General features: G+C 62.0%; 14 protein-coding genes. 5 read left to right on the top strand and 9 right to left on the bottom strand.

The window, feature by feature from the left end; genetic code table 11:
* Nucleotides 1–92 precede the first annotated feature (92 nt).
* The 3 genes from ACFOEV_RS21020 to ACFOEV_RS21010 all read right to left on the bottom strand — a co-directional run bounded on the left by ACFOEV_RS21020 (nucleotide 93) and on the right by ACFOEV_RS21010 (nucleotide 3,524).
* Entirely contained in the window at nucleotides 93–1,574 is a 1,482-nt protein-coding gene (locus ACFOEV_RS21020) for a pyridoxal-phosphate dependent enzyme (RefSeq protein ID WP_386776853.1), read from the bottom strand.
* Between the two features lie 6 nt (nucleotides 1,575–1,580).
* On the bottom strand, nucleotides 1,581–3,077 hold the full coding sequence (locus tag ACFOEV_RS21015; protein WP_386776852.1) for a pyridoxal phosphate-dependent decarboxylase family protein: 1,497 nt from the start codon (nucleotides 3,075–3,077) through the stop codon (nucleotides 1,581–1,583).
* A 72-nt stretch (nucleotides 3,078–3,149) separates the two neighbouring features.
* On the bottom strand, nucleotides 3,150–3,524 hold the full coding sequence (locus tag ACFOEV_RS21010; protein ID WP_386776851.1) for a DsrE family protein: 375 nt from the start codon (nucleotides 3,522–3,524) through the stop codon (nucleotides 3,150–3,152).
* Between the two features lie 137 nt (nucleotides 3,525–3,661).
* Between ACFOEV_RS21010 and ACFOEV_RS21005 the strand changes: the two genes are divergently transcribed.
* Both ACFOEV_RS21005 and ACFOEV_RS21000 read left to right on the top strand, forming a co-directional pair.
* Complete coding sequence (locus tag ACFOEV_RS21005) at nucleotides 3,662–5,221, top strand: winged helix-turn-helix domain-containing protein (RefSeq protein ID WP_386776850.1); 1,560 nt, start codon at nucleotides 3,662–3,664, stop codon at nucleotides 5,219–5,221.
* 87 nt (nucleotides 5,222–5,308) lie between these two features.
* Entirely contained in the window at nucleotides 5,309–5,881 is a 573-nt protein-coding gene (locus ACFOEV_RS21000) for a gamma-glutamylcyclotransferase (protein WP_386776849.1), read from the top strand.
* Nucleotides 5,882–5,960: 79 nt separating this feature from the next.
* Here ACFOEV_RS21000 and ACFOEV_RS20995 read toward each other — a convergent pair whose 3' ends face one another.
* Entirely contained in the window at nucleotides 5,961–6,848 is an 888-nt protein-coding gene (locus ACFOEV_RS20995; protein ID WP_386776848.1) for an NAD(P)-dependent oxidoreductase, read from the bottom strand.
* A gap of 843 nt (nucleotides 6,849–7,691) precedes the next feature.
* On the opposite strand from ACFOEV_RS20995, the gene ACFOEV_RS20990 reads away from it, so the two are divergent.
* The 3 genes from ACFOEV_RS20990 to cynS are packed head-to-tail and all read left to right on the top strand — an operon-like array spanning nucleotide 7,692 to nucleotide 10,763.
* Nucleotides 7,692–8,519 (top strand): formate/nitrite transporter family protein, encoded by an 828-nt coding sequence (locus tag ACFOEV_RS20990; RefSeq protein WP_386776847.1) that lies wholly within the window; start codon nucleotides 7,692–7,694, stop codon nucleotides 8,517–8,519.
* 57 nt (nucleotides 8,520–8,576) lie between these two features.
* Nucleotides 8,577–10,292, top strand: coding sequence for a protein kinase domain-containing protein (locus ACFOEV_RS20985; protein ID WP_386776846.1), 1,716 nt, complete (start codon nucleotides 8,577–8,579; stop codon nucleotides 10,290–10,292).
* Nucleotides 10,293–10,313: 21 nt separating this feature from the next.
* Nucleotides 10,314–10,763: a cyanase gene (cynS, locus tag ACFOEV_RS20980; RefSeq protein ID WP_386776845.1), complete on the top strand. Its 450-nt coding sequence runs from the start codon at nucleotides 10,314–10,316 to the stop codon at nucleotides 10,761–10,763.
* Between the two features lie 74 nt (nucleotides 10,764–10,837).
* On the opposite strand, the gene ACFOEV_RS20975 is transcribed toward cynS, so the two are convergent.
* From ACFOEV_RS20975 to ACFOEV_RS20955, 5 genes are all read right to left on the bottom strand, one after another.
* The gene (locus ACFOEV_RS20975) at nucleotides 10,838–11,293 is read right to left on the bottom strand and encodes a YciI family protein (protein WP_386776844.1); all 456 of its coding nucleotides are present in this window, start codon (nucleotides 11,291–11,293) and stop codon (nucleotides 10,838–10,840) included.
* A gap of 97 nt (nucleotides 11,294–11,390) precedes the next feature.
* Nucleotides 11,391–12,242 carry a carbohydrate ABC transporter permease gene (locus ACFOEV_RS20970; RefSeq protein ID WP_386776843.1) on the bottom strand — a complete coding sequence of 284 codons (852 nt, stop codon included), beginning with the start codon at nucleotides 12,240–12,242 and terminating at the stop codon, nucleotides 11,391–11,393.
* A gap of 19 nt (nucleotides 12,243–12,261) precedes the next feature.
* Nucleotides 12,262–13,149: a carbohydrate ABC transporter permease gene (locus ACFOEV_RS20965; RefSeq protein ID WP_386776842.1), complete on the bottom strand. Its 888-nt coding sequence runs from the start codon at nucleotides 13,147–13,149 to the stop codon at nucleotides 12,262–12,264.
* Nucleotides 13,150–13,302: 153 nt separating this feature from the next.
* Entirely contained in the window at nucleotides 13,303–14,589 is a 1,287-nt protein-coding gene (locus ACFOEV_RS20960) for an ABC transporter substrate-binding protein (RefSeq protein WP_386776841.1), read from the bottom strand.
* A complete protein-coding gene (locus ACFOEV_RS20955) occupies nucleotides 14,586–15,758 on the bottom strand; it encodes an ABC transporter ATP-binding protein (protein WP_386776840.1) in 1,173 nt (390 codons plus the stop codon). The genes ACFOEV_RS20960 and ACFOEV_RS20955 overlap by 4 nt, the downstream gene beginning before the upstream one ends.
* Nucleotides 15,759–15,995 lie beyond the last annotated feature (237 nt).

Here is a 15,995-nt window from a genome sequence, read left to right as displayed (position 1 = left end):
CTGACGCCGCCGCTGCTTCGCAAAGTCCCCATCAGTGCTGAATCAGAGCCCAGAGCACGTAAACCCACTCTTTATGAGCACCGCCCCTACCTTCAGCGGGGATGCAGCCATGTCGGCAACAGCGAGTAGGGATCCGTATCCATGCTGGGATCGTGCTCGACATTGTGCCCGTCGAGACGTTCGAACAGCGTGCCGCTCCTGATCTCGTCGAAAAGATCGGTGCAGCCACCAATAAACTCTCCGCCGATGAAGATCTGGGGCAACGTGTTCCAGCCGGTTTTCTCCTTCAGCACCGCACGGATCTTTCCCCCCAGATCGCCGGCCTGGTAGGCCACGGAATCCAGGTCGAGGGAGCGGTAGGGAATACGGTAGCGGTCGAAGACCTTGCGCACCGACCAGCAGAACTCGCACCACTCCAGCGCGAACATGACCACCGGTTGCCGTGGGTCCGTCAGGGCCGCCTCCACCTGGCGCTGCGCCTCGGGGTCGAGTTCCCGAATGTCCACGGCAGGCGGGGCGCTGGCGCCGCCATCGAACCGATAGCCGGGCGTGGAACGCGATAGGGCCGTTTCTTCCTCGGTCATGTCCACCGCCACGTTCTCGAACAGCGGCGTGGAGAGGTAACGCTCTCCCGTGTCCGGCAGCATGCAGAGGATGTGACTTCCAGCGGGGGCGTCGGCTGCCACCTGCAGCGCCCCCGCGAATGTCGCGCCGGCGGAGATGCCCACGAAGATGCCCTCGCGGCTGGCCAGCTCGTGGGCGCAGCGCAAGGCGTCCTGGCCGTTGATTCCAAGGAACGCGTCGAAGCGGTGCTCGTCGATGACCGGCTCTACCAGCTTGGGCACGAAGTCCGGCGACCAGCCCTGCATCAGGTGCGGGCGAAAGGCCGGGTGGCTCTGGCTGTGGCTGCCGTCCGCCCTGCGTGGCTGAGCAATGCCGCTGGCCAGGATCGCCGAGTTGTCGGGCTCGCAGACCACGATCCTGGTCCGCGGGCTGCGGGCCCTGAGCACGCGCGAGACGCCGTTTAGGGTGCCGCCGGTGCCGAAACCGGTGACCCAGTAGTCCAGCGTGACGTCCTCGAAGTCATCGAGGATCTCCACCGCCGTGGTACGCGCGTGCACGTCCGCGTTGGCGGGATTCTCGAACTGCCGTGACCGCCACCAGCCGTGCTCTCGCGCCAGCTCATCGGCCTTGGCCACCATCCCCGAGCCCTTCTCCGAGGCGGGCGTGAGGACCACGCGGGCACCCAGGAAGCGCATCAGCTTGCGCCGCTCCACGCTGAAGTTCTCGGCCATGGTGACCACGAGGGGATAGCCCTTCTGGGCGCACACCATCGCCAGGCCGATACCGGTGTTGCCGCTGGTGGCCTCGACGACGGTCTGCCCCGGGGTGAGCTCGCCGCGGCGCTCGGCATCCTCGATCACGCCCAACGCCAGGCGATCCTTCACCGAGCCCATGGGATTGAACGCCTCCACCTTCACGTACAGGTTGACATGCGACGGACCGAGGTTGTTGATGCGCACTACCGGCGTGTTGCCGACGGTGTCCAGAATGCTGTCGTAACGCTTTCCCATGATCATCTACCTCGCTATGTCCGGCATGATGCCGCTGTTGTTGGTATCGGGGGCGAGTTCAGGGTCCTTTGTGAGCTGCGCACCGAGAGTCAGCACCTCGTCCACCAGGGCCTGTGCCTGCTCCGGACCGGTGCGCGCCCCCAGGAAACAGGGGCGGATGGCCAGCCGACCGTTGACCACGGTGGTGCTGGGAATGTGGCGCCCCTGGCGCACCAGCGCACGATGGATCCGTGCATTGAGCGCGTCGAGGTCCGGGCAGGCCACGTCCACGTAGCGGAAGCAACAGATGGAAAGGGAGGGCCGCTGCAGGACTTCCAGGTTGGGATGCGCGTCCGCCCGCTCGGCCACCTGACGTGCCATCGCGTTATGCCGGCAAATTCGCGCGCGCAATCCGTCGGCACCGATCTCCCGCAGCAGCGCCCAGACCACGGCCCCGCGAGGAGGGGCGGACAGCTCCACACCGAAGTCGCTGTACGGAATGCCCAGGCTGTCCATGGAGTGCTGTGCCGTTTCCTGGGTGCACGCCAGCTCCAGGTAGCTGGAGACCTCCTGGGTGAAGGCCCGCTGTAGCAGGGCGCGGTCGCGCACGAAGGTGGCGCCGATGCCCACTGGCGCGCCCAGCCACTTGTGAGGGTCAACTATCACCGAGTCGGCCAGATCGAGGCCCGCGTACAGGTGATTGACCTCCGGATCCAGGATGCCCGGCAGGCCATACGCGCCGTCAACATGAAACCAGATGGCGTACCGGTGCGCGAGGGTGCCGATAGCGTGAAGCGGATCGATGGCACCGGTGTCCGTGGTGCCTGCATTGGCCACCACCGCGACTGGCACCATGGCCTGATCACGATCCTCCTTTAACTGCCGCTCCAGCGCCGCGGGGATCATCCGACCCTCGACGTCCGTGGCGATCGTCACCACCGCATCGCGCCCAAGGCCGAGCACGGCTGCCGCGCGGCGAATGGAATGGTGGCTGGCGCTGCTGACGTAGAGGCGCGCCGCGCCGCGGACGCCCTGCCGTGCGGGATCGATGCCCACCGCCTCGAACGCATGCTGGCGAGCCGCGCCCAGGGCGACCAGATTGGCTACCGAGCCGCCGCTGCTGTAGAGCCCCTTCATAGCGGGCGGGAGCTGAAGCAGCTCGGCGAGCCACTCCAGGGACTGCTCCTCCAGGAAGTTGAAGGCGTTGAGCGTGAGGCGCTGGGGCGAGGCCACCGCGCCGGCCAGCGTCGCCAGGGCCCCGACCGTGGTCGCGCCCGTCGTGATGAACGCCGTGCAGCCAGGGTTCGGAATGGCCGAGCCGTTGGGGATCAGGTAGTGAGCCATCTCTTCCATGACGGCGTCGATCCCGATGCCGGAGGTGGGCAGTGGCCGCTCCAGTACCGCGCGCCAACGCGCCGGCTCATGCATGGCATCGGGATGCTGAAAGGTCAGGAAGCGGTCAAGCGTATACCCCAGCGCCTGCAGGTAAACCTCCAGCTTTCCGCACTCGGCCGGTTCGGTCATGGTGCCCTCCTTTACTAGCTGAAGTATGGCCACCCGCGCTGCCGCCGTCACTCGCGACGGCAGCGCGGCGCCTCAGGCCAGCAACCTCGCGCCACTGGCAAGGTAGGCCGTGGTACGCGGCGCGCCGGCGATCTCGACGCCGGGGAGAAGATCCTCCTGCGCCAGGCCCTTCGCCTTGACGCAGACCGGACAGACCCAAATCAGACCCCCGTTGGCCTGGTACTGAGCGACCAGGTCGGCGAGAGGCTCATACCCCTTGGCCACCAGTCCGTCGAGGGCGCCTCGTACACACAGGTCGGTGGCATTGGAGCTGATGAAAACCGCGGTCTCGGAGGTCTTGGATGCGCTAGTGGCCAGGATGAACATGATGGTGGCGCGTTCCAAATTATCAGTGCCGTACTGACAGTTCAGCAAGAACTTCTGGTTTGCAAGGTTGAACTCGGACATGGTTGTGCTTTCCTCTGGGCATTGGTCTTTTTACGGAACACATTGCCATCCTAGTGATAGCGACCCGGGAAGGCTTGAAGGCGAGCTGGTGTTATTGTGGAGAAGTGCTGAAGAGCTGACTGAGACGATAAATAGCCATGCGCTACCGATTCGACGACTTCATCCTGGACACCGACCGCTTCGAGCTGTGTCGCAACGGCCAGTCGCTACGCAGTGAGCCACAGGTCATCGAGCTGTTGGCCTTGCTGGTGGAGCATCGCGACCGCATGGTCAGCAAGGAAGAGATCAACGAGGTGGTATGGCGGGGACGTATCGTTTCCGACGCGGCGCTAAGCAGCCGGATCAAGATGGCCCGCCAGCTACTGGGAGATGACGGGCGCAGCCAGACCTACATTCGGACGATTCATCGCAAGGGATTTCGTTTCGTGGGTATCGTGCAAACCGACGATCCAGAAGAACTCGCGCCGCCCCCCACGCAGTTGGGCACCCCCGATCCACTACACAAGCCAGCCGTCGTCGTGTTGCCCCTGATCAACCTGTCCCGGGAGACCGACCACGAGTATTTCGCCGACGGCGTCACCAGCGACATCATCGCCCTGCTTAGCAAACACCGCTGGTTGAACGTCGTGGCGCGTAATACGGCCTTCGGTTTCAAGGGGCAGGCTCCGGATCCGCTTGAGTTGGGTCGAATTCTGGGTGTCGACTACGTGGTGGAAGGCAGTATCCAGGGCGGCGGCCAGCATGTGCGGATCAACGTGCAACTCGTCGACGCCGCCACTCGGCTGACCCGATGGACGGAACGCTACGATCGGGAGAGATCCGAAATCTTTGCGCTCCAGGATGAGATCACGGAAACCATCTCCGCCCGCCTGGAACCGGAGATCGGGTTCGCCGAGCGGCACAAGATCGTGGTCGCACGACCGGCGAACATGCAAGCCTGGGACTGCTTCCACCTGGGGTGCTACCACCTGTTCCGCTTCACAGGGGAGGACAATCGGGAAGCCCAGCGTCTGCTGCGCCAGAGCCAGACCCTGGACCCGATGTTCGGCGAGGCACAGGCGTGGTGGGCCTATGCCGTCGTGCTGGGCATGGTCTACTGGGACACGCCGCCGGATCGGGAACTGCTGGACGAGGCGCTCGCCGCCTGTGACAGGGCACTGCTGATCGATCACCAGAACGCCACTTTTCACATGCTGCGTGGCCGGGTGTTGCTGGCCCGCCGGGAATATCGGCGGGCCATCGCCGATAACCGGATCGCCATCGACCTCAATCCAACCTTCGCGGCGGCCTATTGCGGTATGGGGGATTCGCTGGCCTACGAATGCCGCTATGAGGAGGCCATGGTGCAGTTCGAACGCGCCATTGCGCTGAGCCCCAGCGACCCGCAGCTATGGGCCTTCTACACCTATGGCGCGCTGGCGCTTCTCTTCCAGGGTGACTACGAGCGTTCCCTGGAGTGGACGGAACGGGCCGCCAACCTGCCCAATTGCCAGTACTGGACCGCCGCCCACCGTGCCGTTGCCCTGGCCCATTTGGGCCGGCGGGATGACGCCGTCGAGGCGAAGGATCGACTCCTGGCCATGCTGCCCACCTTCAGCTGTGCCTTTGCCACCGAGAAGCTGTTCTATCTACACGAGCCGAGCCAGATCACCCACTACCTGGCCGGGCTGCGATTGGCCCAGGTGCCGGAGCACTAGCGGTGGGCTCCCGCATGAAAACACCGACCTGCACGCAACTGATCGGATGCTTGAGAATGGCGGCAGAGTTCCAATAATGTTGGCGACATGACATTCGATACCACGCACATCAACCAGCAACGCATGCCCCTCGACGACCAGGCCGAACTCTGGTTGTTCGGTTACGGCTCGCTGCTCTGGAAGGCCGAGTTTCCCTACCATGAGCGCCACCCCGCCCATATCCGCGGCTGGGTGCGGCGTTTCTGGCAGGGCTCGCACGACCATCGCGGCACTCCGGAGGCGCCCGGTCGTGTCGTCACATTGGTCAGCGAACCCGGCGCCATCTGCCAGGGCATGGCCTATCGGATCGATGCCGAGACCCTGCGCCCGCTGGATATCCGCGAGAAGAACGGCTATCTGCGCGAGATCGTGACACTGCACTTCACCGACGGCAGCCACGCCGAAGGGCTGGTCTACATCGCCACGGAAGACAACGCCGCCTTCCTCGGCGAAGCACCACTCGACACCATGGCGCAGCAGATCGCCAGCGCCCATGGTCCCAGCGGCCCCAACCGTGACTACCTGCTGAACCTGGCTACCTCGCTCGAGGGGCTTGGCGCGGAGGACCGCCACGTGTTCGCGCTGGCGGATCAGGTCCGGCGTTACTCGTCGCAGCACTGAAGGCCCTACGCGACCGGCTACCACGGCCGCATCCTGGGCTTTCTCGAAACACCGGCGCACCAAGCCAGAGCCACCATCGCTACGACTGTGTATTGAGCCGCCTGAGCTCCCGCATCAGCCCGCTGTGGTCGAGGTCGCCATCGCCGTGCTCGACCATGGCGGCAAACAGCGCATCGGCCGTGCGTGCAACGGGGAGTTCCAGTCCCAACGCTTCGGCCCGCTCTAGTGCGGTGCGGGTATCCTTGAGCTGGTACTTGGCCGCGCCGCCCGGCTCGTAATTCTCTTCGAGCATGCGCTGGCCATGCTGGCGAAGTATCGGCGAGTCGGCGAACCCTCCGGCCAGAGCGTCCCGTACCTTGGCCGGATCGGCACCTCCTCGCTCAGCGAACAGTAAGGCCTCGGCCACGGTGGCGATGGTACTGGCGACGATCATCTGGTTGGCCAGCTTGGTTTGCTGACCGGTGCCGGCGGGGCCGACATGCACTGGGCGACCCAGGGCCGAAAGCACGTCTTGCGACTGATCGAACGCCTCACTGGCGCCACCCACCATGATCGCCAGGCTGGCGTCCATCGCTCCTTTCTGGCCGCCCGATACCGGGGCGTCCAGGTAGGCTACATTGCGCACTTCACAGCGCCGGGCCTGCTCGATGGCCGTTTCCACCGGGATCGAACTCATCACGATCAGTGTGGCGCCAGGCGTCAGGGCGTCGACGGCATTCTCGCCGCCGCTGCCGAACAGCACTGCGTCACAAGTCGGGCCATCGCTGAGCATGCAGATCAGTACATCCACCCCTGTTGCGGCAGCGGCGGGCGTTTCGCATACCACACCTCCTTCCGCCACGATCCTGTCCAGCTTTTCCGGGGAGCGGTTCCAGGCTTGCAGGTCATAGCCGGCTGCCAGCAGGTTGAGCGCCATGGGCTCGCCCATCAGCCCCGTTCCGATAAACCCGATACGTTTCTTGTTCATGCGTTACCTCGTGGCACCTTGATTTCCTCGTCCTCGATATGCGTCAGGACGATCATAATCGCAAACTGCGCCCAATGATCGGGATGAGGTGGTACAGCAATGGAATTCGACCATGCAACGGGTCGAATGCTCAAGGCTGGCAACGAGAAAGCCCGGCCGTGGTACTACCGGCCGGGCTTTGAAAACTATCCTTGTGCAAGTCACCACGAACGTCCTGCCCGTGCCTCCTTGTCGTATCGAGTCTCCCTACTCAGTTCTCCCGTGAGTCTCCCTGCCTCACTTACACAGTGTTACACAACAGTGACCGTTTGTATGCAGGAAATCCACGATACCCACCGTATGGATCTCATCATTCTTAGAGTTTAAGCAGGATTGACCACTGGAGGCGTGCGCTATACCGGGAGCTCTCTGAAGACGAGGTGTGTGTCCCAATCAGCGATGCCTGATGCACAGCCTCAGGGCATAGGCGCCTTTGCCTGCATCATCTTGAAGCCCCCTTATGCGTGTAGCGCCTCTTTCAGCGTGTGCTTGCGTCAGGTCAGACGCCTCACAAGCACTTTAATCAATTGAAATCAAATGCCTTTCCATCACTTCAGAATGCTGGGCACAACTTTTGCTTAGCCATAGTCACTGGTGATTGTTGATGAGTCATCATCTGGGCAACGGAGCCCTGACAAGCTGAGCAATAACTGGACAATGGCGTCCTCACGTATCTGCAAGACAGAGTGCGTGCGGACGCTTTTTTATTGCCTCCACATGACAGGGACAAGTCTTCAGCTTGAAGAGAACCAGCGCATGGCTCGCCGGGATCGTAAAACCTGATCGTTGCATGAGGGAATAAAGATGTCTTATTTAGTTCCATCGGAATTCGTGACAAAAATGGTTGACGCTGGTGAATCGAAGATTCACATGTCAACGCGAGACACCTTGATCAGAGCCTATATGGCCGGCGCCATTCTGGCATTGGCCGCGGTCTTTGCAGTGACCGTGGCGGTTGAGACCGGTGTCTTCCTGATTGGTGCCATTCTGTTCCCTGTCGGTTTTTGCATGCTCTACTTGATGGGCTTCGATCTGTTGACCGGCGTCTTCATGCTGACCCCGTTGGCGCTACTGGACAAGCGCGCTGGCGTGACAGTAAACGGTATCCTGAGAAACTGGGGCCTGGTGTTTGTGGGTAACTTCGCCGGTGCACTGACCGTTGCTTTCATGATGGCGTTCGTTTTCACCTATGGCTTCAACACGGATCCCGGCCCCGTGGGTGCGAAGATCGCTGGTGTCGGTGAAGCGCGTACCCTGGGCTATGCCGAATACGGCGCCGCTGGTTGGGTCACTATCTTCATTCGCGGGATGCTGTGTAATTGGATGGTCTCCATGGGCGTCGTGGGTGCCATGATCTCCACCAATGTCAGCGGCAAGGTCATCGCCATGTGGATGCCGATCATGCTGTTCTTCTTCATGGCTTTCGAGCACTCCGTTGTCAACATGTTTCTGTTCCCTTCCGCGATGATAATGGGTGGTGGGTTCTCCATCATGGACTATCTGATCTGGAACGAGATCCCGACGGTTCTGGGTAACCTGGTCGGCGGACTCGCCTTTACCGGCTTGACGCTGTACACCACGCACGTGCGTACTGCGTCCAAGCGCGCATCCGCCAAGCCTGTCACGACCTAATCAGAAGAAACAAAAAAGCCTCGACCGGTTTTTCTGGTCGAGGCTTTGGTCAGCCTTATGAACCGATTAAAAATTTCCGTTGGCCAGCATTCCGATAAAGGTCGCAAGGCCTTTAATCAGGACTTTCATGGCTGCCATATCCCGAGAGAGCCCCAGCTCAGCCTGAAAGGCATCGCCATTGCCATGGCCGACGGGATCAGCACCAGTGAAGTCAGTCACATCGCCAGTGAAACGGCAGTCAAGAGCTTTCTTGACGACTATTTCTGCACCTCGGAGGCCTGGTCGGTCAACAATGCCGTCCAGCGGGTATTGACGGCCACCAACTCCTGGCTGCACTCACAGAGCCGCAACGGCCCCTACCGTTACGATAAAGACAAAGGCTATGTGTGCACCCTCAGCGCCATGGTGATCAAGTCGACCACGGCCTATCTCTTTCATGTCGGCGACACCCGAATCTACCGATTGCATGACAATGGCCTGGAACAGCTCACCCACGATCATCGGCTGTGGATATCGCAGGATCAAGGTTATCTGAGCCGAGCGTTGGGTGCCGATTCGCTGGTGGAGATCGATCACCGGTCATTGACGATCAAGACAGGCGATGTGTTTATCCTGGCAACCGATGGGGTTCATGAGCATGTCGATGCGCAATTCATCATCCACACCATCAATGGGCACCTAACGAATCTGAATGAAGCGGCCAGACGCATCGTCGAGCACGCCTACCAGCAGGGAAGCGAGGACAATCTCAGCATCCAGATCGTCCGCATCGATGACGTACCTCTGGAAACGTCCCCTGAGCTTCACCAGCAGATCGATCAACTGCCCTTCCCTCCTATCCTGGAGCCCAGGGCCCGGTTCGATGGCTATACGATTCTTCGCGAAGTGCATGCCAGCAGCCGCAGCCATGTCTACCTCGCCCTGGACGAAGAAACCGCCACCCAAGTGGTATTGAAGACGCCCTCCATCGACCTGCGCGAGGACCTGGGCTATCTCGAGCGGCTGCTGATGGAGGAATGGATCGCCAGGCGTATCAACAGCGCCCACGTGCTCAAAGCCGCCCTGCCGACCCGCCAACGCCATTACCTCTATACCGTGACGGAGTTCGTCGAAGGGCAAACACTGAAGCAATGGTTGATCGATAACCCCAGGCCCGACCTCGAAACCGTGCGCAGTATCGTGGAGCAGATCGTCAAGGGACTGTATGCACTGCATCGCATGGAGGTTCTGCATCAGGATCTCAGGCCCGACAACCTCATGATCGACACTACCGGCACGGTGAAGATCATCGACCTTGGCTCGGCCCGTGTCGCCGGCGTTGTCGAGACCGCCACGGTCGAGCCGAACCCGTTCCCGGGCACCGCGCTCTACATGGCCCCCGAATACTTCATGGGGGAAGTCGGATCGTCGCGCTCGGATCTCTATTCGCTCGGCGTGCTGACCTATCACATGCTGTCGGGCCGGTATCCTTATGGCACCCAGGTCGCCAAAACCCGAACCGCCGCCGCACAGCGACGCCTGGCATACCGCTCGGTACTGGATGATGAACGCGAGATCCCGGCCTGGCTCGACGAGACCCTCAAGAAAGCCGTGCACCCCAATCCCGAAAAACGCTATCAGGAACTTTCCGAGTTCACCTTCGACCTGCGCCACCCGAACAAGGCGTTTCTCAACAAGACACGTCCACCCTTGATCGAACGAAATCCCGTGATGTTCTGGCAAGGCGTCTCGGCCATTCTGGCCGGGATCATTCTGGTATTGCTCTACCAATGAACGAAGAGGAAGGAAGAGACCATGATCAGCAACCGTGACGACGTCACCCGAATGATTCTCTCCGCCAAGGTCGCCAAAGACATCAAATGGCGCGACGTGGCCGAGAAAGTCGGCATGTCCAAGGAGTGGACCACCGCTGCCTGCCTGGGGCAGATGACCTTCGACAAGCCGCAGGCCGAAACCGTCGGCGAGCTGTTCGGCCTCCCCGACGAAGCCGTGGCCTGGCTGCAGATCACCCCTTATAAAGGCTCACTGCCAACGGCCATCCCCACGGACCCGCTGATCTACCGCTGGTACGAGATCGTCAATGTGTACGGCACGACCATCAAGGAGTTGATCCATGAAGAGTTCGGCGACGGCATCATGAGCGCCATCGACTTCTCGATGGACATCCAGCGCGAGGAGGATCCCAAGGGTGACCGGGTCAACATCACCCTGTCCGGGAAGTTCCTGCCCTACCAATCCTACTGACGGGGTCGGGCCTGGGATGCCAATGGCGCTGGCCTCGCCGAGCAGCAACGAGGCCAGCGAGGAAAGCTTCGGGGTCATTGGGGTTTGCGGCTGTGCGCTTCTTCAGCGTTCTGGGCGGCCTGGGCGCGCCAGCGCTCTTCCTGCTCGCGCAGCTCCGGCGTAAACTCCTCACCAAAGTCCTCCTCCTCGAACACCTGGCGGATCTCGATCTCGGCCTCGCTGCCGGGCATCGGGTTGGGGCAACGCTTGACCCACTCGATGGCCTCTTCCTTCGATTTCACCTGCCACAGCCAGAAGCCGGCGATCAACTCCTTGGTCTCGGGGAACGGACCGTCGAGGACGGTATGCTGATCGTCTGAGAAGCGCACGCGCGCCCCCTTGCTGCTCGGCTGCAGCCCTTCGCCGCTGAGGAGGATGCCGGCCTTGACCAGCTCCTCGTTGTACTTGCCCATTGCCTCCAGTAGCTCCTGGCTGGGCATCTTGCCGGCTTCCGAGTCCTTGCTTGCCTTCACAATGATCATGAATCGCATGGTCGTCTCTCCGTAGGTTGGACTGCTCACTTCCTTGTCGAAGAAATCAGCCCGGAATCGACAGCTAGCGAAAAAGAATTGGCTGGCTTGGCCTGGCTCAGCGAATCCCCGCCCGCAGGAACGACTGCACGAACTGGCGTTGGAACAGCAGGAAGGCGACCAGTAGCGGAGCGATGCTGAGCAGGGTGGCGGCACTGATGGTGGCCCAGTTGACCCCGGTTTCCGGGGCCGAGAAGATCCCCAGCCCCACCGTCAGCGGGCGGCTCTCCACCGAGTTGGTGACCACCAGCGGCCACAGGAAGTTGTTCCAGTGGTGGCTGATCGAAACCAGACCGTAGGCCAGGTAGGTGGGCTTGGCCAGCGGTACGTAGACCTTGAGCAACACCGCCATCCAGCCGCAGCCTTCGACACGGGCGGCGTCTTCCAGCTCACGAGGGATGGTCTTGAAGGTTTGACGCAGCAGGAAGATGCCGAAGGCGCTGGCCACGTAAGGCAGGCCGATGCCGGCAATGGTATCGACCAACCCCAATCCGCTGGCGATACGATAGTTCTCGACGATCAGTACCTCGGGAAACACGAACAGCTGGATCAGCACCAGCATGAACAGCACGTCGCGCCCGGGGATCGGGAAACGCGCGAAGGCGAATCCCGCCAGAGTGCAGACCACGAACTGGCCGGTGACGATACCGGTAACCAGTAGGAAGGTGTTGATGTAATAGCGCTCGAACGGCGCTTGACTCCAGGCGTTGGTGAAGTTTTCCAACGTCAGTGGCGCCAGCAGGTCGAAGCGCACCATGAACGCCGAGGGGTGGAACGCCGCCCACACGGCATACAACAACGGGAATATCCACACGATGGCCAGCAACCAAGCGGCGACGGTTTCCAGACTCGGCACACGCACCAGCCGTCGTGCCAGGGTCGTGGATGCGGCAACGGTTGGCGTGGTCATGGCCCGTTCCTCGCGGTCATCACTGGTAGTGCGTGCGGGGGTCGAGCACGCGGAACTTGAGTGTCGCCACCACGGCAAGCACCAACAGGATCACCACGGTGATGGTGGCGGCATAAGTCTGATCGAAGAACGAGAAGGCATTCTCGTAGACGTAGTAAAGCAACAGGTTGGTGGCGTTGTTGGGCCCGCCCTTGGTGAGGATGAACAGATGGTCGACCACTCGAACCGCGTTGATCAGTGCATTGATCAGCACGAATAGCGTGGTAGGCATCAGCAGCGGGAAGGTCACCCGCCAGAAGAAGCTCCAACGACTGGTGCCCTCCAGGTCGGCGGCTTCCTCGAGCTCCGGCGGAATGCTCTGCAACGCCGCCAGGTAGAAGATCATGAAGAAACCGGCCTCCTTCCATACCGTCATCACGATCACCGAGGTCAGCGCCATACCGGGATCGCCCAGCCAGTTGGGGCCGGCAATGCCCAGCGCCCCCAGCAGCTTGTTGAACAGGCCGATCTGCGGCGCGTAGAAGAACATCCAGATGTTGGCCGCAGCGATCATCGGCAGGATGGTCGGCGTGAAGTAAGCCATGCGCACCAGACCGCGCCCCGGTAGCCGCCTGTTGACGAACAACGCCATGCCCAGCGCCAGGGCGATCGCAGTGGGGATGGTACCCAGTGCGTAGAGCAGATTGTTGCGTGCCACCTGCCAGAAGGTGCGATCCTCGATCAGTAGCGCGTAGTTCTCGAACCCGACGAATTCCGGGGGCGAACCGCGAAAGCCGGGCATGAACAGGCTGTTGATCAGGGTGGCAACGGTCGGCAGGTAGGCGAAGGTGCCCAGCAGCACCGCCGCCGGCAGCAGCAGCAGTGCGCCGTAGACCTGCATGCGCCGATCGGAAGTCTGGATCACCATGTCCCTTCCCGTATAGGGGCTGACCCGGGGGCCAAGGGCTTTGAGGAGGCGCTGTGAATCCTTCCCTGGACGCTACATTTGCCATCCATGGCAAATGACCTCCTCGCCGCCCTTGCCCCCGACGCCCTGATTATGCTGCGCTAGAACTCAGCGTCAGCGTGCATAACGGCGCAGGGCTGCATCGGCCTCGGCCTGCGCCTGCTGTAGCGCTTCTTCGGGCGACATCTGGCCGGTCAGCGCCGCCTGCACGGCATTGTCGAGCGCACGGCGCACCCGGCCGCCCTGGTAGGTGGCAAGCTCGGCGGTGGCGTGCTCGAGTTGGTCGCGAGCCACCGCCGCCGGTGGGAATTCCTCGACGTAATTGCTCAGCGCCTCGGTCTCGTAGGCGGCCGGGCTCACGCCCATGTAGCCGGTCTCGATCGACCAGGTGGCGGCGCGCTCCGGTGCCGTCATCCAGCGGATGAAGGTCATCGCGGCACGCTGTTCCTCGTCGCTGGTACCCTTGAAGAGATAGAAGTTGCCGCCGCCGGTGGGGCTGCCACGCTGGGTCTTCATCGGCAGCATGGCGACGCCGAAGTCGAAGTTCGCCTCGTTACGTACCGCAGTAAGGTTACCGGTGCTGTGCCACATCATGGCCGTGGACTGCTCGATGAAGTTCTGGCGCAGGGTGCCCCATTCGATGGTCCCGTCCGGCATCGCCTGGTGCTCGTCGGCCAGCGATACCCAATACTCCAGCGCCTCGATGGCCGCCGGGTCGTCGAAATAGACCTCGGTGCCATCGTCGCTCATCAGCCGGTGGCCGTTCTGGAAGGTGAAGGCCTGGAACATCCAGTAGGGATAGCCGGTGGAAGGCACCATCACGCCCCACTGCTCACCGCCACTGGCCTCGCGAATGGCAGCGCCCATCTCGGCCATCTCCTCCCAGGTTTCCGGTGGACGGTCGGGATCGAGCCCCGCCGCCTCGAAGGCATCCTTGTTCCAGTAGAAGACGATGGTCGAGCGCTGGAAGGGAATGCCATAAGTATTGCCGTCGAGCCGGCCGTTTTCCATCAATGCCGGATAGAAACTGTCGAGCCATTCGCGCTCCTCGTCGCTCTGTACGAGATCGTCGAAAGGAACGATGACATCCTGCTCGATGAGCTCATAGAGGTCGATCGAGAACATCACCGAGAGTTGCGGGATGTCGCCGGCCTCGATGGCCGACATCGCACGCACCCGGGTATCGTCGTAGTTGCCGGCATAGATGGCATCCACCGCGATATCCGGATGTTCGGCCTCGAAGTCGGCGACCAGGCCATCGATCACCTCGGTCAAGGCACCGCCGACAGCCACCGGATAGTACATTGTCAATTCGACCTGATCTTGGGCGGATGCCTGACCGGCGACCAGCAGGCCAGCAGCGGCCAGGCAGCTTAGTGGGCGGGGAAGACGTGAGCTCATGAGTTCACTCCTGGAGGGTTGGTACCGTAGTGGGCGGTCGAGGAGCGGGCCTCGTTTTCCTGTGTATCGCAGCCCGCGGTGGCCGCGAAATCGTAGCCTTGGAGGTCCAGACGCTGGCCATCCTCGGTGGCGAAGAAATGCGCCGCCGATGGTGCCCATTGCAAGCGACAGGCCGTGTGGCTGCCCAAGGACGTCACGCCGGGTAGACGCGCGCGCAACTCCTGGGTACCGGCTCGCAGCCGGACGATGGTATCGGCGCCCAGATATTCCTCATCGAGCACTTCGGCCGGCACACCGGATGCGTCGACAGGCTGTACGTGGATATCCTCGGGCCGAATGCCCAGTTGGCAGCCGGTGGCCTCATGCGGGGCAATGGAGCAACGCGGTTCACCATCGATGACGGCGCCATCGCGACCGGCGGCAAGCGGCACCAGATTCATGGCCGGGCTACCGATGAAACTCGCCGCGAACGCCGAGGCCGGACGGTTGTAGAGTTCACTGGGCGTACCATCCTGCACGATGCGTCCGTCCTGTATCAGGAGCACGCGGTCGCCCATGCTCATGGCCTCGACCTGGTCGTGAGTGACGTAGATCACCGTCATGCCCAGGCGCCGCTGAAGCGCCTTGATCTCGCGCCGCATCTCGCCACGTAGCCGGGCATCCAGGTTGGACAGCGGCTCGTCCATCAGGCAGATCGGATGCTCGGAGATGATCGCCCGCGCCAGCGCCACTCGCTGGCGCTGGCCGCCGGAAAGCTGTGCCGGCTTGCGATCCAGGTAGGTTTCGAGGCCGACCAGCCGCGCCACCTTGTCGAGATGCTCGAGGCGTTCGGGCTTGGGGACCTTGCGGCTGCGCAGGCCAAAGACGATATTGTCGGCGACACTCAGGTGCGGGAAGAGCGCATAGGACTGGAACACCATGCTGATGTGGCGCTCGCCTGGCGGCAGCACGGTTACATCGTGTTCGCCGATATGGATGCGTCCTGCGGAGACCTGCTCTAGACCGGCGATCATGCGCAGCGTGGTGGATTTACCACAGCCGGACGGCCCCAGCAGGATCACGAACTCGCCGGGCGCGACGTCGAAGGACACACGGTCCACGGCCGGCGCACCGCCCCAAGTCTTGCTCACGGTGTCCAGACGAATACGCTGATTGTTGTTATCGGTCATGACTTGCCTGGTATCGATTGCACTCGCCAATCGCATCATTTGAATGCGGCATATCGATCATCCCTGCTTTCCTCAAGCGTAGTCATTCAGGCGCCGTTGTCTCGGTTTTATCGTCACCGTCGCATATGTCCATCGTGTGATGACATGATGACGATGGAGAGTCGTTCCCGGCCCTCAAAGCGCCTTCGGCGGTCATGTTAGAATGTGTCAGCATTCTCGATCACACCCCTCGCTCAG

This window comes from Litchfieldella rifensis (assembly GCF_042646605.1).
Taxonomy (GTDB): Bacteria; Pseudomonadota; Gammaproteobacteria; order Pseudomonadales; family Halomonadaceae; genus Litchfieldella; species Litchfieldella rifensis.
Note: the sequence above shows the minus strand (reverse complement) of the source record. Positions and strands in the feature narration are given on the sequence as shown.